Origin of the sequence: Moritella sp. 36 (genome assembly GCF_018219415.1) — a bacterium.
GTDB lineage: Bacteria > Pseudomonadota > Gammaproteobacteria > Enterobacterales > Moritellaceae > Moritella.
The window spans coordinates 4831563-4854238 of the sequence record NZ_CP056120.1 but is presented as its reverse complement, the minus strand read 5'-3'; the positions used below and the strand labels follow the sequence as shown (position 1 = coordinate 4854238).

At 40.8% G+C, this 22676-nt stretch carries 27 protein-coding genes; 13 read left to right on the top strand and 14 right to left on the bottom strand.

All coding sequences use genetic code 11. The features are described from left to right. Positions 1 to 95 precede the first annotated feature (95 nt). On the top strand, positions 96 to 1052 hold the full coding sequence (locus HWV03_RS21610) for a LysR substrate-binding domain-containing protein (protein WP_211677863.1): 957 nt from the start codon (positions 96 to 98) through the stop codon (positions 1050 to 1052). Positions 1053 to 1743: 691 nt separating this feature from the next. Continuing rightward, positions 1744 to 1995 carry a DUF1127 domain-containing protein gene (locus HWV03_RS21605; RefSeq protein ID WP_211673421.1) on the top strand — a complete coding sequence of 84 codons (252 nt, stop codon included), beginning with the start codon at positions 1744 to 1746 and terminating at the stop codon, positions 1993 to 1995. Positions 1996 to 2088: 93 nt separating this feature from the next. Here HWV03_RS21605 and HWV03_RS21600 read toward each other — a convergent pair whose 3' ends face one another. Further along, on the bottom strand, positions 2089 to 2271 hold the full coding sequence (locus HWV03_RS21600) for a hypothetical protein (protein ID WP_211677862.1): 183 nt from the start codon (positions 2269 to 2271) through the stop codon (positions 2089 to 2091). 352 nt (positions 2272 to 2623) lie between these two features. Here HWV03_RS21600 and HWV03_RS21595 point away from each other — a divergent pair, with 352 nt between their 5' ends. After that, on the top strand, positions 2624 to 3535 hold the full coding sequence (locus HWV03_RS21595) for a hypothetical protein (protein ID WP_211677861.1): 912 nt from the start codon (positions 2624 to 2626) through the stop codon (positions 3533 to 3535). 17 nt (positions 3536 to 3552) lie between these two features. Here HWV03_RS21595 and maiA read toward each other — a convergent pair whose 3' ends face one another. The 7 genes from maiA to HWV03_RS21560 all read right to left on the bottom strand — a co-directional run bounded on the left by maiA (position 3553) and on the right by HWV03_RS21560 (position 9892). Then, entirely contained in the window at positions 3553 to 4209 is a 657-nt protein-coding gene (gene maiA, locus HWV03_RS21590) for a maleylacetoacetate isomerase (protein WP_211677860.1), read from the bottom strand. Then, positions 4196 to 5188: a fumarylacetoacetate hydrolase family protein gene (locus tag HWV03_RS21585; RefSeq protein WP_211677859.1), complete on the bottom strand. Its 993-nt coding sequence runs from the start codon at positions 5186 to 5188 to the stop codon at positions 4196 to 4198. Before HWV03_RS21585 ends, maiA begins: the two co-directional genes overlap by 14 nt. A 58-nt stretch (positions 5189 to 5246) precedes the next feature. Beyond that, on the bottom strand, positions 5247 to 6371 hold the full coding sequence (locus HWV03_RS21580) for a homogentisate 1,2-dioxygenase (protein WP_211677858.1): 1125 nt from the start codon (positions 6369 to 6371) through the stop codon (positions 5247 to 5249). Positions 6372 to 6394: 23 nt separating this feature from the next. Next, the gene (hppD, locus tag HWV03_RS21575; RefSeq protein ID WP_211677857.1) at positions 6395 to 7483 is read right to left on the bottom strand and encodes a 4-hydroxyphenylpyruvate dioxygenase; all 1089 of its coding nucleotides are present in this window, start codon (positions 7481 to 7483) and stop codon (positions 6395 to 6397) included. Between the two features lie 156 nt (positions 7484 to 7639). Further along, positions 7640 to 8053, bottom strand: coding sequence for a hypothetical protein (locus HWV03_RS21570; protein WP_211677856.1), 414 nt, complete (start codon positions 8051 to 8053; stop codon positions 7640 to 7642). A 70-nt stretch (positions 8054 to 8123) separates the two neighbouring features. Then, positions 8124 to 8612, bottom strand: coding sequence for a DUF4442 domain-containing protein (locus tag HWV03_RS21565; RefSeq protein ID WP_211677855.1), 489 nt, complete (start codon positions 8610 to 8612; stop codon positions 8124 to 8126). Between the two features lie 416 nt (positions 8613 to 9028). Continuing rightward, complete coding sequence (locus HWV03_RS21560) at positions 9029 to 9892, bottom strand: YicC/YloC family endoribonuclease (protein ID WP_211677854.1); 864 nt, start codon at positions 9890 to 9892, stop codon at positions 9029 to 9031. 122 nt (positions 9893 to 10014) lie between these two features. Between HWV03_RS21560 and rph the strand changes: the two genes are divergently transcribed. Both rph and pyrE read left to right on the top strand, forming a co-directional pair. Continuing rightward, positions 10015 to 10746: a ribonuclease PH gene (gene rph / locus HWV03_RS21555; protein ID WP_211677853.1), complete on the top strand. Its 732-nt coding sequence runs from the start codon at positions 10015 to 10017 to the stop codon at positions 10744 to 10746. A 144-nt stretch (positions 10747 to 10890) separates the two neighbouring features. Further along, a complete protein-coding gene (gene pyrE, locus HWV03_RS21550; RefSeq protein ID WP_211673400.1) occupies positions 10891 to 11532 on the top strand; it encodes an orotate phosphoribosyltransferase in 642 nt (213 codons plus the stop codon). 104 nt (positions 11533 to 11636) lie between these two features. Here the strand turns inward: pyrE and slmA are convergent, their stop codons facing one another. The 3 genes from slmA to coaBC form a co-directional block, all read right to left on the bottom strand. Beyond that, positions 11637 to 12230 (bottom strand): nucleoid occlusion factor SlmA, encoded by a 594-nt coding sequence (gene slmA / locus HWV03_RS21545; protein ID WP_211677852.1) that lies wholly within the window; start codon positions 12228 to 12230, stop codon positions 11637 to 11639. 28 nt (positions 12231 to 12258) lie between these two features. Then, positions 12259 to 12717, bottom strand: coding sequence for a dUTP diphosphatase (gene dut / locus HWV03_RS21540; protein ID WP_198155594.1), 459 nt, complete (start codon positions 12715 to 12717; stop codon positions 12259 to 12261). Between the two features lie 90 nt (positions 12718 to 12807). Continuing rightward, positions 12808 to 14025 carry a bifunctional phosphopantothenoylcysteine decarboxylase/phosphopantothenate--cysteine ligase CoaBC gene (coaBC, locus tag HWV03_RS21535; protein ID WP_211677851.1) on the bottom strand — a complete coding sequence of 406 codons (1218 nt, stop codon included), beginning with the start codon at positions 14023 to 14025 and terminating at the stop codon, positions 12808 to 12810. Positions 14026 to 14236: 211 nt separating this feature from the next. On the opposite strand from coaBC, the gene radC reads away from it, so the two are divergent. From radC to mutM, 5 genes are all read left to right on the top strand, one after another. Beyond that, entirely contained in the window at positions 14237 to 14911 is a 675-nt protein-coding gene (radC, locus tag HWV03_RS21530) for a RadC family protein (protein WP_211677850.1), read from the top strand. Between the two features lie 151 nt (positions 14912 to 15062). Then, positions 15063 to 15299 carry a 50S ribosomal protein L28 gene (gene rpmB, locus HWV03_RS21525; protein ID WP_006030956.1) on the top strand — a complete coding sequence of 79 codons (237 nt, stop codon included), beginning with the start codon at positions 15063 to 15065 and terminating at the stop codon, positions 15297 to 15299. An 11-nt stretch (positions 15300 to 15310) separates the two neighbouring features. Beyond that, positions 15311 to 15466 (top strand): 50S ribosomal protein L33, encoded by a 156-nt coding sequence (gene rpmG / locus HWV03_RS21520; RefSeq protein WP_045108636.1) that lies wholly within the window; start codon positions 15311 to 15313, stop codon positions 15464 to 15466. A gap of 175 nt (positions 15467 to 15641) precedes the next feature. Continuing rightward, positions 15642 to 16106, top strand: coding sequence for a hypothetical protein (locus HWV03_RS21515; RefSeq protein ID WP_211677849.1), 465 nt, complete (start codon positions 15642 to 15644; stop codon positions 16104 to 16106). 62 nt (positions 16107 to 16168) lie between these two features. Beyond that, positions 16169 to 16981, top strand: a complete 813-nt coding sequence (gene mutM, locus HWV03_RS21510; protein WP_211677848.1) for a bifunctional DNA-formamidopyrimidine glycosylase/DNA-(apurinic or apyrimidinic site) lyase — start codon at positions 16169 to 16171, stop codon at positions 16979 to 16981. Between the two features lie 20 nt (positions 16982 to 17001). On the opposite strand, the gene coaD is transcribed toward mutM, so the two are convergent. Then, positions 17002 to 17487: a pantetheine-phosphate adenylyltransferase gene (coaD, locus tag HWV03_RS21505; RefSeq protein ID WP_211677847.1), complete on the bottom strand. Its 486-nt coding sequence runs from the start codon at positions 17485 to 17487 to the stop codon at positions 17002 to 17004. A 47-nt stretch (positions 17488 to 17534) separates the two neighbouring features. Next, on the bottom strand, positions 17535 to 18539 hold the full coding sequence (locus HWV03_RS21500) for a glycosyltransferase family 9 protein (protein ID WP_370629417.1): 1005 nt from the start codon (positions 18537 to 18539) through the stop codon (positions 17535 to 17537). Between the two features lie 93 nt (positions 18540 to 18632). Between HWV03_RS21500 and HWV03_RS21495 the strand changes: the two genes are divergently transcribed. Next, on the top strand, positions 18633 to 19340 hold the full coding sequence (locus HWV03_RS21495; RefSeq protein WP_211677846.1) for a 3-deoxy-D-manno-octulosonic acid kinase: 708 nt from the start codon (positions 18633 to 18635) through the stop codon (positions 19338 to 19340). Positions 19341 to 19434: 94 nt separating this feature from the next. Then, entirely contained in the window at positions 19435 to 20100 is a 666-nt protein-coding gene (locus HWV03_RS21490) for a TetR/AcrR family transcriptional regulator (RefSeq protein WP_211677845.1), read from the top strand. An 85-nt stretch (positions 20101 to 20185) separates the two neighbouring features. Here the strand turns inward: HWV03_RS21490 and waaA are convergent, their stop codons facing one another. Next, a complete protein-coding gene (gene waaA / locus HWV03_RS21485; RefSeq protein ID WP_211677844.1) occupies positions 20186 to 21493 on the bottom strand; it encodes a lipid IV(A) 3-deoxy-D-manno-octulosonic acid transferase in 1308 nt (435 codons plus the stop codon). Between the two features lie 86 nt (positions 21494 to 21579). Between waaA and HWV03_RS21480 the strand changes: the two genes are divergently transcribed. Next, positions 21580 to 22665 carry a glycosyltransferase family 4 protein gene (locus HWV03_RS21480; RefSeq protein WP_211677843.1) on the top strand — a complete coding sequence of 362 codons (1086 nt, stop codon included), beginning with the start codon at positions 21580 to 21582 and terminating at the stop codon, positions 22663 to 22665. Positions 22666 to 22676 lie beyond the last annotated feature (11 nt).

The following is a 22676-nucleotide window of genomic DNA, read 5'->3' as shown; positions in this document are numbered from 1 at the left end:
AAAAGGCATGGATTAATGTGGAGCAGTTTACGTAAAGCATGATATGAATGGAAGTGGTATAATTTCAGGACTGAGTTTCCATTTAGGAATATCTTATGAATTTAGATAATCTTGCCAAGATAGATCTGAATCTCTTGGCTATTTTACAGATTTTACTTGAAGAAGAGAGTGTAACCCGCGCAGCGCATCGCTTACACTTAAGCCAGTCGGCATTGAGTAAAAGTTTAAACCGGCTACGTGATACCTTGGGTGATCCGTTATTTTTACGTACTGCCCATGGTTTAAAGCCGACGGCGCATGCTTTGCAATTAAAAGCGCAATTACCGACGATATTACAGGGCTTGTATCATCTCTGCTTACCGCCGAGTTTTATTCCCGAAAATAGTCATCGCCAGTTTTCGTTTGCTATGCTTGAAAGTGCCTATGAAACTTTACTACCTCATTACATTGGGCCAATATTATCGCAAGCACCTAAGCTGAATTTAGGTATTTATGATTGGAATGAAAAATCATTATTAGACTTGCAGCAAGGACAAATTGATTTTGGCATTACGGCCAGGGAGTTGCACCCCACGGCCGATGTTCGCCTCAATAATTTACCTGAGGGGATTGCGCATCAGCGTTTGTTTACCGATAACCAGGTGTGTTTAATACGCGAAAATCACCCTATGTTAGCAAGTATTAATGCAGGGCATTGGGATGTTGATGCTTATTTGAGTATGTCGCATGTACAGGTTCGCTGCGAAGGTAATGATTGGTGGTTATTGGATTATCAATTAGCTGAGTCAGGGTTGCACCGTCATATTTGCGCAACCTTACCGGATTTTTACGGTGCCGCCAGTGTCTGTGCGCACAGTGATTTAATTTTTACTTTACCGTCGAGTTTTGTCTCGCATACACAAAAGTTATATGGCTTGGTAGAATTGCCTTTGCCGATAGATTTTTCTTCATTGGTCTATGTATTGTTGTGGCATGAACGTAATAATGATGAACCGGGGCATAAGTGGGTCAGAGATACTATTTGCCAGAGTGTTGCGAAAGAGATGGGTTAATACCTAATATTGATTCAAAGGTGCATTACAGCGTTTGTCTGCTCACATAGGCGATACTACAAAGTTCACTAATCGTTGTTGTATAAGTGGTTGTAGCAATATATTTATTTTGCATGGTGAATATTATTGTTTTTGTATGATGAGTAGGGGGATGGATTAGTAATAGCTAAGTTGAAGTACAGAGAGTGAACTTGATAAAATTCAGAGCTAAAACTATTACAGAATTGATATCGTAATATGGGGTGGAGATTAACAGGTTGAATATATTGTGAAAAGATGTATGGGAATACATTGTTAGCATAATACTTTGTTTTATTATTAACTGAGAATTTACGGTTGCAGAATGTTCAATTTAACATAGACTCTCCAATGTGATTTAACATTTATATCACATTTAATTTTGGATTAATTAGTTAACCGGAGGTACACATGAAAAATTTAAATCTTGTTCAATATGTTTGTGTATCTTTTGATCATACCAGTCTCATGATGGCCGTTCATCACGCCTTCGTGATCTGTTCCGATCGAAACCCTGGCACCAATAACTAACGAATCCGTACCCTTACAGGCTGCGGGAAAATGGCAGCTTGATAGGATGATAACCTCATTAATATCTCTAGATAGCCGAATTACTTCACGCCATTTCCCCCAGTATTTTTTATATACCAAAACTATATACTGGAGAATTATTATGCGTCATTCACTTTATTTACACCTTGCTGTTTTTTTTGTTAGAGCCGATATACGTCGTGAAGAACGCGTGTGGCTAGCAAAAGTTCGTCGTGCTACCAGCGAGATCCCATTGGGTAATGCTTATCTGTTAAAGGATATTGGACTTAATGCCGATGGTCGTCCACTTTGCAGTTCGGAACCACGTAATGTAACTGCTAAACGTCAAGTGCGTCATCTACGCCGCGCTTGCCGATTGAAAAGAGCAACGTAATGATAGGGGCTAGGCTGTGTGCAGTTTAGCCCCGCACCTTTATTGAAGATTTACTTCGAATTAAAATAATAAAATATAACTTATTGAGGTCTGTTAGCGTTCAAGCGCTGCCGAACCATCTTCGTTGAAATGCAGCTTTGCTTTACACTGACTTATTAACTGTGCGGCATAAGAAGGTGAGACTGAGCGTAAGTTGCCTTTTCCTGTGTGGAATGAAGGTTCCCAAACTCTGTCTTTGTATCGACCCGTTTCCATAAATTCCACTACTACTTTCATAACGTACCTCTATATTGTTGGTCTTGCTGGTTTCCAATTACGAAGCGATTATCGTCTGGTAATGGTTATTCACGTAACTATTAATATAATAAATATGCGACAACTTCAAATATAATTGGCCCTTATTTCAAATGAAACTAATGGCTTTTTTCTTATACTTTTATTGATATATACAGTCGTCATTATTTTATATTAATGGCGCAGACAATTATGCTTGTCATTACAACTCGCTAGCGTCTGCTGACTGACACAAGAGAAATTAGCAACTAAACTATTAGAAATATACCCATTACGATCACAATTTACCGTCCCTGGTATGTGTTAATACAACACATTTGGGAGGAGGGTTAGTATGAGAGATAATTCTGCCATCGAAGCGTATCGTAAAGACCATGGACTGGAAAAACTCACTTATCACACGGTTGAAGAGATTCAGTCAGGGCATTTTGATTTAGACAAAGCGCAATATTTTCTGGTCTTTCAATCCCGTATCAACAACGAATTACTGAATCACAAGGTTATTACTGCTAACCCCTATACGCAGTGGTTTCGCGATGCGTCACTCAATGATGCACAGATTAAACAGCTAATTGTGCAATTCTCGGTTTTTTCCAATCAGTTTTTGGTTGCACAACTGGAGAAAATGCTGAATGCCGAAACCATTGAAGAAATGCGTGCCTCGAAAGAAATTTTAGCTAATGAAATCGGGGTTGTGTATAAGAACCCAAAGCGAAATCGTGCTACGCAATTAACGCAGGATGAACGTGATTTTGGTGATATCGAAGGCAGTATTGATGGTGGTGCTTTCCATTTTAAAGCCGCACATTTTGAACTGTTAAATCAATTAGCCGATTATTTTGGTATCGCATTTAATCAAATTGGACGACGCCAGTTTGGTTCTGCCAAGACTTTATTCTTTTGTGATGAATTGGTGCGACTTTACGGTTCGCCAAGTTACGCCACGTCAACGGCGGCTTCTTATGCTGTAGAGAATTGGGCTGCAGCAGGGTTTTGGGATGAGCTGGTCTCTGGGTTTAATCATTATCGCCAAACGAGAAACCTGAAAGGTTTACCGCTGACCTTTTTTACCTGGCATGCAAAACTTGAAGCCAACCATGCGAATCATACTCAGGAGGAACTCGAGGCTTATTATTTTAATAATGACGTTGATGAAGACCATTTTATCGTTAGTGGTAACGAAATGCTTGATGGTGTGTATACGTTTTGGCAAGGGCTTGATGAAGAAAGAAAACGCATTCATTAAGGCGTTTAATTTGGATGTTAGTCTGCATCAGGCTGTAGTTCTGGCGCGGCGTCGTTAAATGCAGGCAATTGAATACAGTGCTGATAAATACGGTTGATTGCGGGATAGGGGGCCATATCAAGTTTAAAACGCTGTGCATTGTAAACTTGGGGGATCAAATAGACATCTGCCAAGGTAATTTGGTCGTTGTAGCAATAGTGAGTACTCTCTTTTTTTGTTAGTAATGTTTCTACGGCTGCGAATCCTTTTGCTAACCAGTGATGATACCAGACCATTTTTTCGGTACCGTCACAGTCGAAGTTTTCCTCGATATACTGTAATAGCCGCAAGTTATTTAGTGGGTGTATATCGCATGCAATTATCTGCATCAATGTACGTACATAGGCACGTTCAACTAGGTTTGTTGGTAATAAAGCTGGTTGCGGAAAAGACTCTTCCAGATATTCGATAATGGCCCCTGATTGGGTGATTATTTGTGGTTTATGTTCTGCCTCAGCGATATCAAGGCTTGGAACCAGACCTTGTGGATTAATATTAAGATATTCGGCTGAGTGCTGCTCCCCACCATTATGAACTAAATGGATAGACTCGGTGGTATAACTAATTTTCTTTAAATTTAAGACGATCCTAACGCGGTAAGCTGCCGATGAACGGAAATAGCTATAAAGCTTCATCTTGCAGCACCACCATTTGTTCTATTGCGCCGAAAATGGATTGCCCCGCCTGATCACGCATTTCAATTTTTACTCGGTCGCCATTCTGTAGAAAGGGGGTAGTGATTTCACCTGTGGTTATTTTTTCCAGCATTCTTTTTTCTGCTAGGCAGGATGAGCCAACCGTTCGGTCACAATTAGACACTGTGCCCGAACCAATAATGGTTCCCGCAGTTAAAGTTCTGGTTCTGGCTGCGTGGGCAATTAAGCGGGGGAAATCAAATGTCATATCAGTGCCTGCATCGGGCGAGCCGAATAATGCATCATTGAGATAACTGTACAAAGGTAAATGTAACTTGGCTCCGTCCCATGCCTCGCCGAGTTCATCAGGGGTAACTGCAACGGGAGAAAATGCGGTGGAGGGTTTGCTGTGAAAAAATCCAAACCCCTTAGCTAATTCACTGGGGATCAAGTTACGCAGTGATACATCGTTGACTAAAGTAATTAATAAAATGGTATTACTGGCCGTGGAGGTATTTACGCCCATGTCGACATCGCTAGTGATCACCGCTACTTCACCTTCAAAATCCAATCCCCAAGCTGGGTCTATCAGTGGGATATTGTCATTGGGGCCTAAAAAACTGTCGCTGCCGCCTTGGTACATTAACGGATCAGACCAAAACGATGCCGGCATTTCAGCCCCTCTGGCTTTACGCACTAACTCGACATGATTGACGTAAGCGCTGCCGTCAATCCATTGATATGCTCTGGGCAATGGCGATTCTAATTGGCAATTTGAGAACTGAATAATACCGTCTAATTCCCTGTTATTTAATCGCGTATATTGTGCTTGCAGTTGGGGCTCGACAGCTGGCCAGTTTTCTAATGCCCATTGTAAACTTGTCGCTATCGATGAAGTACACACTGCGGTTTGTAAGTCTTTACTCACTAGGTGCAGGCTGCCATCTCTAGATCCATTTTTTAATGTTGCTAATTTCATTCCAGCCTCTTACCTATGTGTTCGTTAAGTTTTAATTTTTATAATCGGTTTTATAGCGTTATTCTTTCCAGCTATCGACATAACCGTGCCATTCCACATCTTGCATCAGGGACCCAATATCTAAGCCATCGCGAGTATCAATCATTACAGCTACTTCATCTGTTTCTTTTCGCTGTGACTTACAACCTGCGCGATAGGCTTTGGGGTGAGGGCCGTGGGTAAAACCGCAAGGGTGAAAGGTCAACATGCCAGGTTCTATATTGTCGCGGCTAAAGAATTCACCCTGGTGGTAAAAGATAACCTCATCAAAGTCATCATTGCTGTGGTAAAAAGGTACTTTCAATGCCCCCTGATCAGTTTCCATTGGTCTGGGCACGAAAGTGCAGACTACAAATCGATTGGTCACAAACGTTGAATGCGCGGATGGTGGCAGGTGAAAACGATGGCTCATTAACGGGCGAATATCTTGCCAATTAATCCTGACGACAGATACATTACCGTGCCAGCCCACCACATCAAGGGGGTTGAAAGGGTACTCAATAATCGACAGTTCATTAAAACGTTTAAGCACGACTTGCCACGGTTCTTCATTTTGTTGTTGCAAGTAGGCGGCGTCTATTTCTGGGGTGTCCAGTACCGTTTGATCAAATATCGCATGCTGGCCGACGATAGTTTTATCAGGTAAACCATAATAATCATTGGTGGCTTCGATCATCAGTAATGTGATGGGTTCGGCAGGCTCTAAACGCCATAAACAAGCGCGTGGAATTAATATGTAATCGCCTTGTTTGACACTTAAATGGCCATAATCACAAAACAATTCGCCGTGGCCTTGGTGGATAAATAACAGATCATCACCATCTGCGTTTCTGACTAAGGTTTTCATGTTTTCGTTACATTTCCAGAAGCGGATCTGACAATGGGCATTGTGTAACAGTAGCGGTGCATCCCAGGGCGATATTTGCGAGTAGGACAGTGTTAATAGGTTATATGCCCTTGGCCTGTGATTACCTGACCATGCACTCCAGCCAGTCGGTGGATGTTTATGATGTAGGTGTGTTGCGGGTCCATAGAAACCTTCCCGACTGACTTCTCGCTCAAATATACCTTGTTCAGGCAGGTCTGCATGCGCTTGCCGAGAGTAGGTGCCTTTGCGTAGTGGGAAGCTAATTCTACGGATCATATCTTTTCCTCTAGGCACTGTGTTTATTTATCTTTCGTCGAAAGTACACCTCGTACGAGCTGGTCTCTTTCAATGGATTCGAACAAGGCTTGAAAGTTACCTTCGCCAAACCCTTCATCTCCTTTGCGTTGAATAATTTCGAAGAAGATAGGGCCGATTAATGTTTTAGTGAAAATTTGCAGTAGCAGGACTAATTTTCCTGATTCGATATGACCATCAATTAGAATACGATTTTTTCTTAGTTGCTCAATCGCTTCATGATGACCGGGTAAGCGTTCTGAAATCATGTCGTAATAAGTGTCGGGTATATCCATAAACTCGATACCATGCGCTCTTAACGTCGAGACAGTTTGATAAATATCATCTGTGCCTAAGGCGATATGCTGGATCCCTTCGCCGTGGTATTCCTGCAAGAACTCTTCAATCTGCGACTTATCATCACTGCTTTCATTGATGGGAATACGGAGGTTGCCGCAAGGGCTGGTCATGGCGCGGCTGCGTAAACCTGTCATTGCGCCTTTAATATCAAAATAACGTATTTCTCGAAAGTTAAAGATACGTTCATAAAATTCGGCCCACGGATCCATATGCCCACAGTGCACATTGTGAGTCAGGTGGTCGATATAAGTGAGTCCCGCCGATTTAGATGCGTTTTCAGTTTCGCCTGTTAATTCAAATTGTTCCTGATACAGGCGTGTTCTTACATCATCATCGACTAAATACAGCAGACTTTCACCAATGCCATAAATCGCAGGTACACCGAACTCGAGAATTTTACGCTTACAAGGCTTGGCTTCACGGTTTAACGCATGTTGATAGGCTTTATCTGCATCAGTGACTTTAAAGCCCATCGCACAGGCGGAAGGACCATGTTGTTTCGCAAATTCAGAGGCGAAACCGCGACCTTCTGTACTGACTAAAAAATGGATATCACCTTGTTTGAACCAAGTTAACGGGCGTGTTTGATGCCGGGCATGAGGATGAAAACCCAACTGTTGGAAAAGCATGGCAAGCTGCTTTGGATCGGGAGACGAGAATTCGACAAACTCGAAGCCTTCGGTCCCCGCAGGATTACTAAACTGCTGTTTAGTATAATCATACGCGTGGTCCATTTTGACCTCCTTTGCAGACGATAGAGTTGCAAATAAGCCTACAAATTTAAAAGGAACTTAGAGGTAGTATGGACGATTTATCGTGATTCTGCTTTAGTGATGCCTTAAAAGAAAAGAAAGTTTTCGATTAAGGCATCGTTATATTTATTGAATTGCTTAGGCCATCGTTGGTGTTGTATTGACAGTTACTTTTAATAGTTTAGCTGTGTACAGGCTGGTCCAGATGAGACCTAAAATTTGTGAGGGCAAGATAGTAATAATAATATTGGGTGTGCCATTTAAATAATGTGAATAATAACTGACAAATAAGGTGAGTAATAAAGGGGTGATAACTGACGCTGGAATCATAATAAATCGGGGTGTTCGTTTACTCGCACAGATTTGGTCCATAATAAACGTCATGAAAAATCCCAGTAAAGCACTACAGATAAACTGCACTGCTGCAGCTTGGGACGCAATTATAATTCCGTCGGCATAATTGGCATATAACGCCCAGCTGCCATATAACAACCCCGCGATAATACCAGTCACAACCGCTGCTTTTGTGATTCTATTTTTGATTGCATTCATTTTAAAATCCTTTTATAAGCAAACGATCCATTTTAAATAGGTCTGTGAATGGAGTGCGTGATCAGTGATGTTATTTCTTTTTTGGAACCCATGCCCAAATGAATTCAGCATCAACAGGATTATTACCAGCGCTATCTGTAATGACGACTTTTACAGCTGTCTCTCCTTTGTCTGTATTTTTTATATCTGATATTTGTGTTTCAGTTAAGCTTGAAATCGCCTTTAAATCCCCATCTGCGCGACTAATATAATTAATATTCATCGATTTGAGTAAAGGAATACGATCATCAGGAACGTGCATGCCAACTAGAAAACCAGTCGCTGATTCGCCCAATAATGCCGTTGCTGCAGCATGAATGCCACCAATATGATTTTGTACCGTTTCGTTATTTTCGAGTCTTAGTACTGCATTGTTAATATTAAGTGATTCAACTTGAATACCTGCTCGGCCAAAAAATTTAACGGTTTCACCAAACATTGACGATAGCTGTAGTGAACTGATTTCTTTTGGTTGTGCAGAAATTTTATTTACAATTGAACTCAAACTGTTAGTCGCCATTAATTCGATTCCTTATTTATAGGTCTATATTTTTGTCTCGATATCAAATTTTTCATTTATCTATATAAAATATAAGGATAAACAATGTTTGCCACGGTAGTGTTAATGGAGTGTTAATTCAAACTTATTTACAAAGGGGTATCTTTAGGGGGGGCTTATTTGGACGCGGGTCTTTGTTTGCTGCATTTTAGTGTGATTAGAATCACTAATGATGTGTTACCGACTTAAATGCAATTGCATCGTGATTTTTGCACTCACAGGCTGTGTCGGAGAGAATAAGATTGAGTTGCGTTATACGCCTCTTATGGAAAGTTTGTATTACTCCCCTAGCGTTGATGTTGAACTGAGTTTTGAGCGTAAATATAGCCCTCTGTTGAAAGAGGGCTTTTAATTATCGTAACTTAGTGGTTAAACAATTACTCAATATTTTGTAACTGCTCGCGCATCTGCTCAATCAATACTTTAAGCTCTACCGCAGACTTAGTGATGTCTGTGCTGATAGATTTAGAACCTAGGGTATTTGATTCGCGATTGAATTCTTGCATCATAAAATCAAGACGACGGCCACATGCGCCTCCTTTTTTCAAGATGCTGCGTGTTTCAGTCACGTGAGCATTTAAGCGGTCGATTTCTTCGGCAACATCTAACTTCTGCGCCATTAAGATAAGTTCTTGCTCAACGCGGGTTTCATCTAATTCGATTTTCGCATCGGTAAATTTCTTTTGAATGCGCTCGCGTTGCCATTCGATGATTTCTGGCATCTTACCTTGGACGAAATCAGCTTGTTCAGTGATACCCGCTAAACGTTGCTCTAGCATCGCTTGCAGTTTTTCACCTTCAGAAGCGCGAGACTCTAAGAACTCACCCAGCGTTTCGTTGAAAAAGCTGAGTAGGTCTGTTGATAACTCACCCATGTCTTTTTCTGCTGCTTCCATTACGCCAGGCCAACGTAGAATATCAACAGGGTTTAGTTTTGCCTTACCGGCTTTTTTTGATACCCAGTTTGCGCTTTCAATTAATTTTTCGGCTAATGCTTCGTTTAACTGTAATGCACCGCTGTTTGCTGCACTTGCTTCAAAACGCAGGTTACATTCAACTTTACCGCGTTGTAATTTTTTACGGAAACGTTCACGTAATACTGCTTCTAAACCACGAAATTGTTCTGGTAATCGGATGTACGTTTCGAGGTAACGTTGGTTAACCGAACGGATCTCCCATACAGCAGTACCCCAATCACCTTTAAACTCTTTACGGGCATATGCCGTCATACTATGAATCATGTTAAATCCGTTAATTAAAATAAATTAAGCTAATTATACCTTCAGGTTATTACAACTTGCTATAGCGATAGTTTAGCTTAGCTCATATAATATTGGGCAATCATCATTGAAGAGTTAAAATAATGCGTCCAAGTCAAAGAACATTAGGTCAAGTTCGACCTGTAACAATTACCCGTAACTTCACCGCTCATGCAGAAGGGTCTGTATTAGTTGAATTCGGAGGTACGAAAGTATTGTGTACTGCGACTGTTGAAAACAATGTGCCACGTTTCTTAAAGGGTAAAGGCCAAGGTTGGGTTACGGCTGAATACGGCATGCTACCGCGCTCTACGCACAAACGTATGAATCGTGAAGCGGCGCGTGGTGGGCAAACTGGACGCACGATGGAAATTCAGCGTCTGATCGCGCGTTCACTACGTGCTTGTATCGACCTTGGATCATTAGGTGAACACACGATTGTAATCGATTGTGATGTTATTCAAGCTGATGGCGGCACTCGTACAGCCGCTATTACTGGTGCTTGTGTGGCATTGGCTGATGCGGTTGAATTTTTGATCCGCAAAGGTAAGTTAAAGATTAGTCCAATCAAATTCATGATTGCAGCAGTGTCGGTGGGTATCTATAAAGGCGAGGCCGTGTGTGATTTAGATTACCCAGAAGATTCAGATGCTGAAACAGACATGAATGTGGTGATGACTGAAACCGGTAAGTTTATTGAGATCCAAGGAACTGCTGAAGGCGAACCGTTTAGCCACGAAGAAATGCTAAGCATGCTCGCGTTAGCGAAAGATGGTATCGAGCAAATTATTGTAGAACAAAAGAAAGCACTCGGTGATAGCTTGATTAAAGCGTAAAGCTTGTTAAAATAGCGGCGCTTATCGTTAGTCGCCGAGCGCTAACAATATTAATTGCCTAATAATATACCCCATATTATTAGGCTTTTTAGGTGAAGTGGCTTTTAGCTAACAACATTTAATTAATCATAATAGGGGAAAACGATGAAAGATTACCAACGCGAATTTATTGAGTTTGCTTTAGAAAAAGAAGTACTTAAGTTTGGTGAGTTCACTCTAAAGTCTGGTCGTACTAGCCCTTATTTCTTCAATGCCGGTTTGTTTAACACGGGCCGTGATTTATCACGTATCGGTCGTTTCTATGCCGCTGCTTTAGTTGATTCTGGTATTGAATACGATGTAGTATTTGGTCCTGCCTACAAAGGTATTCCAATTGCGACAACAACGGTTGTTGCACTGAATGATCATCATGATATTGATGCACCTTACTGCTTTAACCGCAAAGAGAAAAAAGACCACGGTGAAGGTGGTTCATTAGTAGGCGCTGCGCTTGAAGGTCGTATTATGTTAGTTGATGACGTGATCACTGCGGGTACTGCAATCCGTGAGTCAATGGATATCATCCAAGCAAATAACGCTGAACTATCGGGTGTGTTAATTGCGCTAGACCGCCAAGAAAAAGGCAAAGGCGAATTATCTGCAATTCAAGAAATCGAACGTGATTATGCGTGTAAAGTATTATCAATCGTGACGTTAGGTGATCTTGTTTCTTTCTTAGCAGATAAGCCAGAAATGCAAGAGCACCTTGAAAACGTAAAAACATACCGTGAAAACTACGGTATCTAATTAGCAGTGCTAGATATACCGCTGTTATAAAAAATAAAAAGGCTACCTCGGTAGCCTTTTTTGTTTTTACACTTTGAGTAATTAAACAATTAACCTAGTAACGATTAACTCTGTAATAGCTGCTTGTGTAAGAAGTTCCACTGTTGATCAAAATCAGTCGTTGGTTTTAATGCAAAGCGGGTGCGAACGTATTGATTAATTCGCCCTTCTGCGTACGCCAGTAATAAGTTGGCCAACGTACCTTCGTCTAAACTAAAACCTGTGGCTTCGCGCATTTTCTTTTCACGTAGTACTTGTTTAAAGTGTGTTTCAATTTTGGCATATAAGGCGCTGATCTGCTCACCGAGACGTTCGTGCTCACCTTGTAGTGCATCGCCAGTCATAATGCGGGTGATGCCAGGGTTCCGCTCGGTAAAGACCAACAGTAGATGCAGGATGTGATGACAACGAGTAATGGTATCTTTTTCTTCATTTAAGATTTGATTAATACCCGCTAATATTGAATCTTCGATAAAGGTAATTAAACCTTCAAACATACGCGCTTTACTTGGGAAGTGACGATAGAGAGCTGCCTCTGAAACGCCGACTTCTTTAGCGAGTTTTGCGGTCGTGATACGCTGACCTGGATGGGTCTCCAGCATATGCGCTAACGCTTGTAAAATTTGTTCTCGACGATTTTTTTTAGTGCTTGTTGACATCTTTTTCATCCTAGAATGGTGTTAACCGTTATTGCTTACCCGAATGGCCAAAGCCACCTTCGCCACGTTCACTGCTATCAAACTCTTCAACGATGGTTAATTGTGCTTGTATTACTGGCACTATCATCATTTGAGCGATACGATCGCCCGGTTGAATACTGAAGCTGTCTTGACCTCGATTCCAACATGAGATCATTAACTCACCTTGATAATCAGAGTCGATTAAACCCACTAAGTTACCCAATACGATACCGTGTTTATGGCCTAAGCCTGAACGTGGTAAAATGGTTGCTGCCATCGTTGGGTCTGCAATATGAATGGCAATACCCGTTGGGATCAAATGCGTTTCACCTGGATTAACCGTGAGTGGTTGTTCAAGGCAAGCGCGTAGGTCCAAACCTGCTGAACCCGGCGTTGCATAACTTGGTAATGGGAATTCTTTACCCACGCGTGGATTTAATATTTTTACTTCTATTTGCTTCATTATTTGTTTCACTGAATATATCAATTGATAGATCTACAATGCTTTGCGTTAGCGCAAGACAAGGTAGAATGTTGAATGTAATTTTAGTTATCGTTATGTATTGGCATTGAACTGGGTTGCAATTAACAGCAGTAATTGTGCTGCCACATCTTGCTTGTTCGCTAATGCTATTTGCGCAGTGCCTTGTGGCCAAAATACGGTCAATGCATTGTCTTCGGCATTGAAGCCTTGGCCGGATTGTGACACGTCATTTGCAGCGATCATAGCAAGATTTTTACGTTGCATTTTGTCGCGTGCATAATGTTCAACATCTTGTGTTTCTGCAGCAAAACCGACAGTAAAAGGAGAATTTTTGAGCGCTGCGACACTGGCTACGATATCGGGATTCTTGACCATTCGAACAATCATTTCGTCGCTATTGGTCTTTTTGATTTTTTGTTCAGCAATGGTTTCAGGGCGATAATCAGCAACGGCTGCACAGGCAATAAAAATATCTTGTTGGTTGATATCAGACATAACGGCATCGTGCATATCAAGTGCGCTGGTGACGTTGATCATACGACACTCTGCGGGTGCTGCTAGTGCAACGGGGCCGCTAACGATGGTGACATTTGCGCCGAGTGAAAGAGCTGCTTGGGCAAGGGCATAGCCCATTTTACCAGAACTGTGATTACTGATGTAGCGTACTGGATCAATCGCCTCGCGAGTTGGTCCTGCTGTGATCATGATATTTTTACCCGCGAGCACTTGTGGTTGTGCCGCAGCGGTAAAGAAATCGACAACGGCGGTGACGAGTTCATCGGGATTAACCATTCGACCTAGGCCCACGTCTCCACAAGCTTGGGCGCCTGAAGCGGGTCCCCATAGTGGAACTGCGCGCTGTTTAAGTGTTGCTAAATTAGCCTGCGTTGCGGGCGCTTGGTACATGACTTGATTCATCGCTGGCGCAACGGCAATCGGTGCGGGTGTGGCTAAACACAATGTCGAGAGTAAATCATCGGCAATACCGGCTGTGAACTTGGCAATGAAATTAGCGGTTGCTGGGGCGATTAACACTAAATCTGCCCACTTCGCTAATTCAATGTGACCCATGCCTGCTTCGGCAGCAGGGTCTAATAAGCTATGGGAAACGGGGAATCCAGAGACTGCTTGCATGGTGAGCGGGGTAATGAATTCTTGTGCTGATTGGGTCATCACGACGCGTACTTCTGCGCCTTGTTCCGTTAAGCGACGCGTTAATTCTGCACATTTGTAAGCAGCGATGCCGCCCGTAATACCGAGCAAAATGCGTTTATTGGCAATTACAGTCATTGTGTATTCCACGTTAAAATCTGAAAGGTTATTCTAATAACGTAATAACAATACCATAATTAAATTATCAGATGCTAAGGTTTGTTATTAATTTTATACGCGTCATTATCAAATTCATAAATTTGAACTATTTCACTGTTTTATCATTATCTAGCTCTTTTATTCATCGAATTACTAAGCTAACAGGATGTTATGTTAAATGGGAATTCAGATGAAATTAAAAGCATTACCCAGAGATGAGATGCCCCGAGAGAAGCTGGTTAAGTTTGGCCCACAATCACTATCCGATGCCGAGTTATTGGCTATTTTTCTACGTACTGGTATTAAAGGGACGAATGTGGTGATGTTGGCTCGGCATATTTTAGCTGAATTTGGCACGTTAAGATCCTTGTTTGCTGCGAGTGAACATGAATTCTGTCAAACGAAGGGATTAGGCGTGGCAAAATATGTACAATTACAAGCCACTGTTGAGATGTCTCGGCGCTTTTTGGCCGAAAAGTTAGAGCGCGGTGATGTGTTAGCTAACCCCCAAGAAAGTCGAGATTACATACGCGCAAAATTACGCGATCAGCCTAATGAAGTCTTTGCGGTATTATTTTTAGACAATAAGCACCGAGTTATTCGCTTTGAAGAGTTGTTTTATGGCACAATAGACAGTGCTAGTGTTTATCCGAGAGTTGTGGTTAAAAAAGCGTTAGAAAGAAATGCTGCGGCAGTAATATTTGCCCATAATCATCCTTCTGGCATTGCTGAACCCAGCCGTGCAGATCGTATGATCACAGATAAACTTATTTCAGCCTTACAATTAATTGATGTTAAAGTCCTCGATCATTTTGTTATAGGTGACAGTGACATAGCGAGCTTTGCAGAGCGAGGGTGGGTATAAATTTTATATTTATGACTACCTGAGAAATATAAAAAGCTTGCTCTATGTTTTAATTTGCTGTATAAAATGCCGCCTTTAGCACGCGTCTTGGGCGACGGCCAACAAGACGCTGTATATTTGCTCGAGCAAGAAAATATTTGGAGAAGACGACATGTCTAAAGTATGCCAAGTCACTGGTAAAAAACCAGCTGTTGGTAATAACGTTTCTCACGCAAAAAACCGCACTCGTCGCCGTTTTTTGCCAAACCTACATACACACCGTTTTTGGGTTGAGAGCGAAAACCGCTTTGTAAAGTTACGCCTTACTTGTAAAGGTATGCGTATTATTGATAAAAAGGGTATCGATTCAGTTCTTGCTGAAATGCGTGCCCGTGGTGAGAAGGTTTAAGGAACTCTATTATGCGCGATAAAATTCGTCTGAATTCATCTGCTGGTACAGGTCACTTCTATACCACTGATAAAAACAAAAAAAACATGCCTGAAAAAATGGAAATCAAAAAATTTGATCCAGTTATTCGTAAGCACGTTATGTACAAAGAAGGTAAAATCAAGTAATCCTTGGTTTTATGTTCAAATATTGAAAACTCAGCTTTTGCTGGGTTTTTTTTTGCCTAAAATTCCTTGTTTCTACCTTGCCCAATCCGACATTTTCACGTAATTTGCATATACTTATTGATGTATATACCCAAACTACTTCAAGATGCGATATCAGAGATTAGAAGGATTTAATGTGCAGTTATCACGACGAGGTTGGAATAACGTATTGATATTTGCGGTACTGGCGATGATGCTGGTATTTCAATATTCAGGAAAAAAAATAGAAGGTGATGAGTCTGCTGGTCAATACCAAACGGCGTTACCTGCTCATGCTGTTGTATTGTCGATGCAGTTTGATAATATCCAGATCCAGCGTGTGGGTAGCCAACTTGCTACGTTACCGGAGTTAGGACTTTCACAACCGCAACTTAAACAAATTATTAAAGCGTGGGAAACGGCCACATTTAAGCCTGTGGTTAACGATATTGTGATTGCTAATTTGGCCTACGGTATTAATATATCTTTCGAACTGGCCAATTTATCTGAACCTGTTACGCTGATTTTATACCAAATTGATAGCGGTTACTTGCTACAAAATTGGCAGGGCCAGTTATTGAAAATTGATGAATCTGAGTTACAAGTTTTATTACCTCGCTAGTTATTTTATTTATTTCTTTTTATCATCATCAACAGATTAAGTTCTTACCTACTGGATTACACATGCCTGAATTACCGGAAGTTGAAGTAAGCCGTCAAGGCATTGCCCCTTATCTCGAAAATGCACAGATTACTAAGATAGTTGTGCGTAATGCACAGTTACGTTGGCCTGTGCCAATTGCGCTACAGGATGCGGTGGGCTGTACAGTGATAAGCGTACGTCGCCGAGCTAAATATTTATTACTCGAGACTGAAAAAGGCACAATCATCATTCACTTGGGGATGTCTGGTAGTCTAAGAGTGCTTGATTCGATCACAGCAGTCGAAAAGCATGATCATGTAGACATAGTGTTGAATTCAGGTAAATGTCTTCGTCTGAACGATCCTAGGCGTTTTGGATCGGTATTGTGGCAAGAGGGTGATGTGCTTGAGCATAAATTATTAGCCAGCTTAGGACCTGAACCGCTGACCTGTGAGTTTACCGCACAACGTTTATTTGAGCGCTCGCGAGCACGGAAAGTGCCGGTTAAGTCATTTCTAATGGATAACCATGTCGTGGTTGGGGTCGGTAATATTTATGCCAACGAAGCCTTGTTCTCTGCTGGTATCAGTCCAAAACGAGCCGCGGGCAAGGTGTCTTTACAGCGTTATAAAGTACTCGTGGAAGAAGTGAAACAAGTATTAGCGAAAGCCATTGAGCAAGGCGGTACGACACTGAAAGATTTTACTCAGACGGATGGTAAACCAGGTTATTTTGTGCAGGAACTGCAAGTATATGGTAAGGGTGGGAAGCCGTGCCCGAAATGTGGTGAAGTATTACAAGCGATGAAGATCGGCCAGCGCAACACGATTTATTGTAATCAATGCCAACGCTAACCTAAGTTTTACTTAACGGGCTATTTTTCTGCAATTTTGTCTAAAATAGCCTGACAAACAATTGGTGCGACAAACTGTGCGACATCACCGTTGTGAATAGCGACTTCTTTCACTAGTGTTGAAGAGATAAATGAGTTCTCTTCAGACGGTGTTAGGAATACGCTTTCTAAATCAGGACTTAAGCGACGATTCATATTCGCAAGTTGGAACTCATACTCAAAGTCAGATACCGCTCGTAACCCTCGAATTAATACAGATGCATTATATTCCTTAGAAAAATCAACTAATAACCCGCTAAATCCTACCACGTCCACATTATCTAAATGTGCTGTTACGGTTTTTGCTAATTGCACGCGTTCATCAAGATTAAAGAACGGCTTTTTGGTTGGGTTAAAGGCCACGCCAACAATGACGTGGTCAAACAATTTTGCTGCGCGTTCGATTAAATCAGTATGACCATTAGTGATGGGATCAAATGTACCTGGGTAAATTACTTTTACTGTCATGATAATTTCTTACTCTACTCAGTGTTAGTTCAAGGTATATGTAATTATTATTGTATAAAACGTGCTAATTTCTTTTTAACGGTTGTGATGCTTATGTTATTCATTAAGTCTGGTCCTTTCGCTCGTTGTCCCCATTCACTGTTTGGTAAATGTTGATGGTAAACTTCAGCGACATCGCTAAGGTTATTATAAGGCCCTGTACGTCCCGGATTACTGTGCGCGTATAAGCCTACAACGGGAGTTCCTACAGTGGTGCTCATATGCGCAGGACCGGTATCGGGTGCTAACACAAGATCAGCATGTTTTAAAATAGCGAGCAATTGCTTCAAGGATGTTTCACCAACAAGATTATTAATTGGTGCCGTGGTTAGCTGCATTATATCTTTAGCGAGTTGCTTTTCGCTTTCTGTTGGGCCTCCGCATATTGATACTTGATAGTCTTGCTCATGCATATAATTGGCTATTTCGGCATAACCTTCTGTTGACCAATTACGTTCTGCTTTACTTGCTGATGGGCAAATAATAAAATTTTTCTTTTCGTGGCTTAATTGTGAATGCGCCCATAAGTTATCTTGGGTTGAAAGTGGGATATCCCATTGCGGAGGTGTAACGGGGACGCCAATCGCTTCGGCAAATGCCATAAAACCATCGAGTACATGAGGTTGTGATTGCGGCTTAATTTTATGATTAGTGAACAACCACTGGCCTTCTTTGGCTCTTGTTTTATCAAATCCCCAGCGCTGCTTGGCTTTAATACATAAACTCGCGATGCTGGCTCGGAGTGCAACTTGCATATGCAGTAATACATCAAACTGACGGTTATTTAATTTTTTTCGTAGGTCTGAATAGCCTTTTAATCCAGCTTTTTTATCAAAAATAATAAATTCAACATTGTTGATGTCCCCAACTAACATGGCTTCTATTTTTCCGATCACCCAAGTGATCTTTGCATTGGGGTATTGTCGCTGAATTGCTTGTACAACAGAAACAGCATGGCAAACATCACCAATTGCGGAAAAACGTAATATACAGATACTCTGTGGAGGGGTCATATTCATCATTTCTAGTTGTTGAATGTAAAAGGCTATTATGCAAATCGTTTGAGGTAATGTAAAATTTATCGACGAAGTTTTTTTGGAGAACACATGTTAATAGAGACACAAGGCGCTAGAGTCTTATTTTTTCAGGACGAATTAAAAGGCGAGATCACCCCTGAATATTTTAATGGGGCATATTGGCAACGTAATAATGCGATTATTGGTTCAGCGTTTGGTCGCGGTATTACCTGGTTCTTTAAAATAAACGATGATGAATTTGTGTTACGTCATTATCATCGAGGTGGTTTGATTGCGAAGTTAATTAAAGATGCCTATTTTTATACTGGGTTAAAGAATACTCGTGCTTACCAAGAGTTTGTGGTGACTCAGCAACTTGTGGATAAAAACTTACCAGCACCAAAACCGATTGCTGGACAGATTATTAAACAAGGATTGTTTTATCATGCTGATTTGATTACCGAGAAGATTGCGGGTGCCAACGATTTAGTTGCGGTATTAAAAGATCGTGCGTTAAAGTCTGATGATTATAGACAAATTGGCGCAATGATAAGACGTTTCCATGATGTTGATTTATGGCATGCGGATTTAAATACCCATAATATTATTCTCGATGGGGAGGGTAAGTGGTGGTTGATCGATTTTGATCGCTGCAAATTTAAACCTACTGCTGATGCGTGGAAAAAAGATAACTTAGCACGGTTAAAGCGCTCTTTTTTGAAAGAACAAAGGAAAGATACGGCGTTCAAATGGCAAGAGACTGATTGGGACTTATTATACGCGGGTTATCATAATTGAGCGAACATTCTAATAATGAGATATTACACTGTGTCATTTAGCTGTAAATGTGCGAGTATTGAGTATTCAATTATAAATCAAAGCGGTCATTTTCATGAAAACCAGAGATAAGATCATTTATACTGCACTTGAGCTGTTTAATGAATGTGGTGAGCGTAACGTGACCACCAATCATATTGCCGCACATTTAGGTATTAGTCCTGGCAATCTTTATTATCATTTTCGTAATAAAGAAGACATTATTGACTCTATTTTTGATCAATATGTGAATTATTTAGCGGAACATTTCCAACCTCACCGTGAAGGTGATGTGACATTAGAAGTGATGATGAGTTATTTAGATTCGATGTTTGAAACGATGTGGCGTTTTCGATTTTTGTATTACAGTTTACCGAGTCTGTTATCTCGAGATCCAAACTTACATAAAAAATATTTAAAATTCCAAGAAGTGTCAGCACAGCGTGAAGTTGATTTATTATTCTCTTTACAGAAAAATAAAGTGGTCAATATTCCGATGGAAGATCTGGATGAATTAGCCAACTCTATTAAGGTTGTGCTTGTGTCTTGGGTAAGCTATCGCACCACAATCAGTAAAGATGCAAAAGTATATAAGACGGATATTTATCGTGGAATTCTGAAATCTATCTTCATGATGAAGCCTTATTTCACTGAAAGAGCCCTTGTCGATTATCAGCATATGCGTGAATATTACTTACGTTTAGCGACGGCTGAAACGGTTATTCCGGAGATAAATGGTTAGTTTTATTGACAGTGTAAGTATGCAATATGGTTTTTCTTTATCGCTGATTATTTCGTGAAAAGATAAACCATATTGACGATATTCACTATTTTGTATTAGCTTGGTTGAGCGCTTGGTCGATGTAAAAGGTGAGTTTTTGCATTATTTTGGTTAATGCGCCTTTGTTCTTTTCCACGACACTTTTTGCTTGTTGACCCATAGTTACAGCAATCTCAGGCTGTGATATCAATTCATTTATCTTATTAGCTAATTCAAGCTCATTATTGACGACAGCAACCCCATCACATGCAAGTAATTGGGCTGTTACATCCGCAAAATTATAATAACTTGGACCTGTGATACACGCTTTTGATAATGCGGCTGGTTCTAATAAATTATGCCCACCGACTTTATCTCCAACTAAACTTCCGCCCATAAAGCAAATATCACTGGCAGCAAGTAGCAGTGGCATCTCTCCCATACTATCTCCTAAATAAACATCAATGTTACTTAGGTTCTCTGTCGCTTGAGTTTGGCTGCGTCGTTGTGTGTGAGGAAATTTATCTAAGCAGCGTGTAGCAACATCATCGAAGCGTTCTGGATGGCGTGGTACCAATATTAATAACGCATCATTATGTTGTTGTTTTACTTTTTCAAATGCGGCAAGCACGATTTCATCTTCACCTTTATGTGTACTTGAGGCGATGACGACAGGACGTTGTTTGCCAAACTGTTCGCGCAGTGATAAACCATGATTGATGATGGTATCTGAGAATTGAATATCAAATTTCACTGTACCTGTGACAGAAAGTTGCGTTTGGATTAACCCTAACGTTTTAAAGCGACGTAGATCATTTTCATCCTGACATAAGATATGAGTCAATTTCTGTAATGGTGCTGAAAATAATGATTGAAATCGTTGGTACTTTTGTTGCGACTTCTCAGACAGTCGAGCATTAACTACTATCGTGGGAATATTTTCATCGTTACAAATAGTTAGCATATTAGGCCATAACTCGGTTTCCATGATTAAACAGAGTGCTGGCTTCATACGGCTAATAAACTGTTTTACCGCACAAGGGTAATCTGCAGGAAAGTACCTGTGTTCAATGTTACCAGTTAAAGCCTCTACACGTTCTGCACCAGTACTTGTTGTTGTCGTAATGAGTAGTGGTTGCTCAGGGTAGTGTTGTTGTAATGCTTTGATAATTGGTGTTGCAGCAATCACTTCCCCCACTGAAACTGCATGGATCCAGATCGGTTGCTGTGATAGCGTTAATTCAGGGGTTATGCCTACAAACTCTTTCCAACGGTCACCAATAGGAGGCTTTCCTTTTTTTTTCTTTAACAATAGAGAAAATATCAACGGTGAAGTTGCATAAAGTAACGTGGTATAGAGCGTTCGGCTGAGCATCTGGCATTCCCTTCTGTATCAATATTAACAATGTGATAGTATCATAAGCATTGTTAATAATTGAATTCGGAATGGAAAGGTACTATATGAAAATTTTGGTTGTAGGCGATTATGCTAAGATTACAAATGTTAGTAGACCTGAAGTCATGATTACGATCGGCTTTGCAAAAAAAGGTCATGATGTTACTGTTTTTACTCGACCTAATTCTGAATATACCCCTATGTTTGAAGAGCTTGGTATTAAAGTTATTGAACAATATCCGACTAAAAAAGTGTGCTTGAAAACCATTAAAGCGATTCGTGAAGAATTAAGCTGTGCACATTATGATATTGTTTACGCTTTAAATTCTAGAACGATTCCGAGTGCTGCTTTTGCTTGTATTGGTTTTCCTGCGAAAATGATTAACTATCGAGGAACCACTGGTGGATTATATCGTCATGATCCCAGTGCTTATTTAACTCATTTACATCCAAGGGTTGATGGCATTATTTGCGTATCTGATGCTGTAACTGAGGATGTCCGTTCTAAGGTATGGAAAAATAAAGATAAGGTCGTCACTATTTATAAAGGGCATGATTTATCTTGGTATCAATCAGTGCCGGGTAACTTATCTGAATTTGGTATTCCTGAAGATGCTTTTGTTGCAATCGCAGTTGCAACAATTCGACCAAGCAAAGGGTTATCAATCCTTATCGAAGCTGTAAGTAAAGTGGCTCATTTAGATAATTTCCATTTGTTACTTGTTGGTTCAGGCATGGATAAAGACCCCTACTTAAGTGCAATTAAAAATTCGCCTTTAGCGGGTAGAATTCATTTAGCTGGATATCGATATGATGCACCAGAGTTAAGTGCTGCCAGTGATATATTAATTCAAGCTTCAATTAGTGGAGAAGGGCTTCCTCGCGCTGTCATGGAAGCTATGGGGTATGGTACACCGTCAATAGTAACAGAAACGGGCGGTAGTAAAGAGGTTGTTATTGAAGGTATAAATGGTTGCGTTGTACCAGTTAAAGATGCTCAAGCAATTGCGGATAAAATTGAATATCTTTACAACAATAAAGACTTAGTTCAAGACATGTCTAAAGTATGCAAGCATAAAATCGAAACTGAGTTTACATCAGAGAGAACGGTTTTAGAGCACATTGCGTATTTTGACAAAATGATTAGCTGAGTAGGGATACT

Bases quoted from the DNA above. Each gene is read 5' to 3' on its own strand.
- HWV03_RS21610 (WP_211677863.1), top strand. From the start codon at position 96: ATGAATTTAGATAATCTTGCCAAGATAGATCTGAATCTCTTGGCTATT.
- HWV03_RS21605 (WP_211673421.1), top strand. From the start codon at position 1,744: ATGCGTCATTCACTTTATTTACACCTTGCTGTTTTTTTTGTTAGAGCC.
- HWV03_RS21600 (WP_211677862.1), bottom strand. From the start codon at position 2,271: ATGAAAGTAGTAGTGGAATTTATGGAAACGGGTCGATACAAAGACAGA.
- HWV03_RS21595 (WP_211677861.1), top strand. From the start codon at position 2,624: ATGAGAGATAATTCTGCCATCGAAGCGTATCGTAAAGACCATGGACTG.
- maiA (WP_211677860.1), bottom strand. From the start codon at position 4,209: ATGAAGCTTTATAGCTATTTCCGTTCATCGGCAGCTTACCGCGTTAGG.
- HWV03_RS21585 (WP_211677859.1), bottom strand. From the start codon at position 5,188: ATGAAATTAGCAACATTAAAAAATGGATCTAGAGATGGCAGCCTGCAC.
- HWV03_RS21580 (WP_211677858.1), bottom strand. From the start codon at position 6,371: ATGATCCGTAGAATTAGCTTCCCACTACGCAAAGGCACCTACTCTCGG.
- hppD (WP_211677857.1), bottom strand. From the start codon at position 7,483: ATGGACCACGCGTATGATTATACTAAACAGCAGTTTAGTAATCCTGCG.
- HWV03_RS21570 (WP_211677856.1), bottom strand. From the start codon at position 8,053: ATGAATGCAATCAAAAATAGAATCACAAAAGCAGCGGTTGTGACTGGT.
- HWV03_RS21565 (WP_211677855.1), bottom strand. From the start codon at position 8,612: ATGGCGACTAACAGTTTGAGTTCAATTGTAAATAAAATTTCTGCACAA.
- HWV03_RS21560 (WP_211677854.1), bottom strand. From the start codon at position 9,892: ATGATTCATAGTATGACGGCATATGCCCGTAAAGAGTTTAAAGGTGAT.
- rph (WP_211677853.1), top strand. From the start codon at position 10,015: ATGCGTCCAAGTCAAAGAACATTAGGTCAAGTTCGACCTGTAACAATT.
- pyrE (WP_211673400.1), top strand. From the start codon at position 10,891: ATGAAAGATTACCAACGCGAATTTATTGAGTTTGCTTTAGAAAAAGAA.
- slmA (WP_211677852.1), bottom strand. From the start codon at position 12,230: ATGTCAACAAGCACTAAAAAAAATCGTCGAGAACAAATTTTACAAGCG.
- coaBC (WP_211677851.1), bottom strand. From the start codon at position 14,025: ATGACTGTAATTGCCAATAAACGCATTTTGCTCGGTATTACGGGCGGC.
- radC (WP_211677850.1), top strand. From the start codon at position 14,237: ATGAAATTAAAAGCATTACCCAGAGATGAGATGCCCCGAGAGAAGCTG.
- rpmB (WP_006030956.1), top strand. From the start codon at position 15,063: ATGTCTAAAGTATGCCAAGTCACTGGTAAAAAACCAGCTGTTGGTAAT.
- rpmG (WP_045108636.1), top strand. From the start codon at position 15,311: ATGCGCGATAAAATTCGTCTGAATTCATCTGCTGGTACAGGTCACTTC.
- mutM (WP_211677848.1), top strand. From the start codon at position 16,169: ATGCCTGAATTACCGGAAGTTGAAGTAAGCCGTCAAGGCATTGCCCCT.
- coaD (WP_211677847.1), bottom strand. From the start codon at position 17,487: ATGACAGTAAAAGTAATTTACCCAGGTACATTTGATCCCATCACTAAT.
- HWV03_RS21500 (WP_370629417.1), bottom strand. From the start codon at position 18,539: ATGACCCCTCCACAGAGTATCTGTATATTACGTTTTTCCGCAATTGGT.
- HWV03_RS21495 (WP_211677846.1), top strand. From the start codon at position 18,633: ATGTTAATAGAGACACAAGGCGCTAGAGTCTTATTTTTTCAGGACGAA.
- HWV03_RS21490 (WP_211677845.1), top strand. From the start codon at position 19,435: ATGAAAACCAGAGATAAGATCATTTATACTGCACTTGAGCTGTTTAAT.
- waaA (WP_211677844.1), bottom strand. From the start codon at position 21,493: ATGCTCAGCCGAACGCTCTATACCACGTTACTTTATGCAACTTCACCG.
- HWV03_RS21480 (WP_211677843.1), top strand. From the start codon at position 21,580: ATGAAAATTTTGGTTGTAGGCGATTATGCTAAGATTACAAATGTTAGT.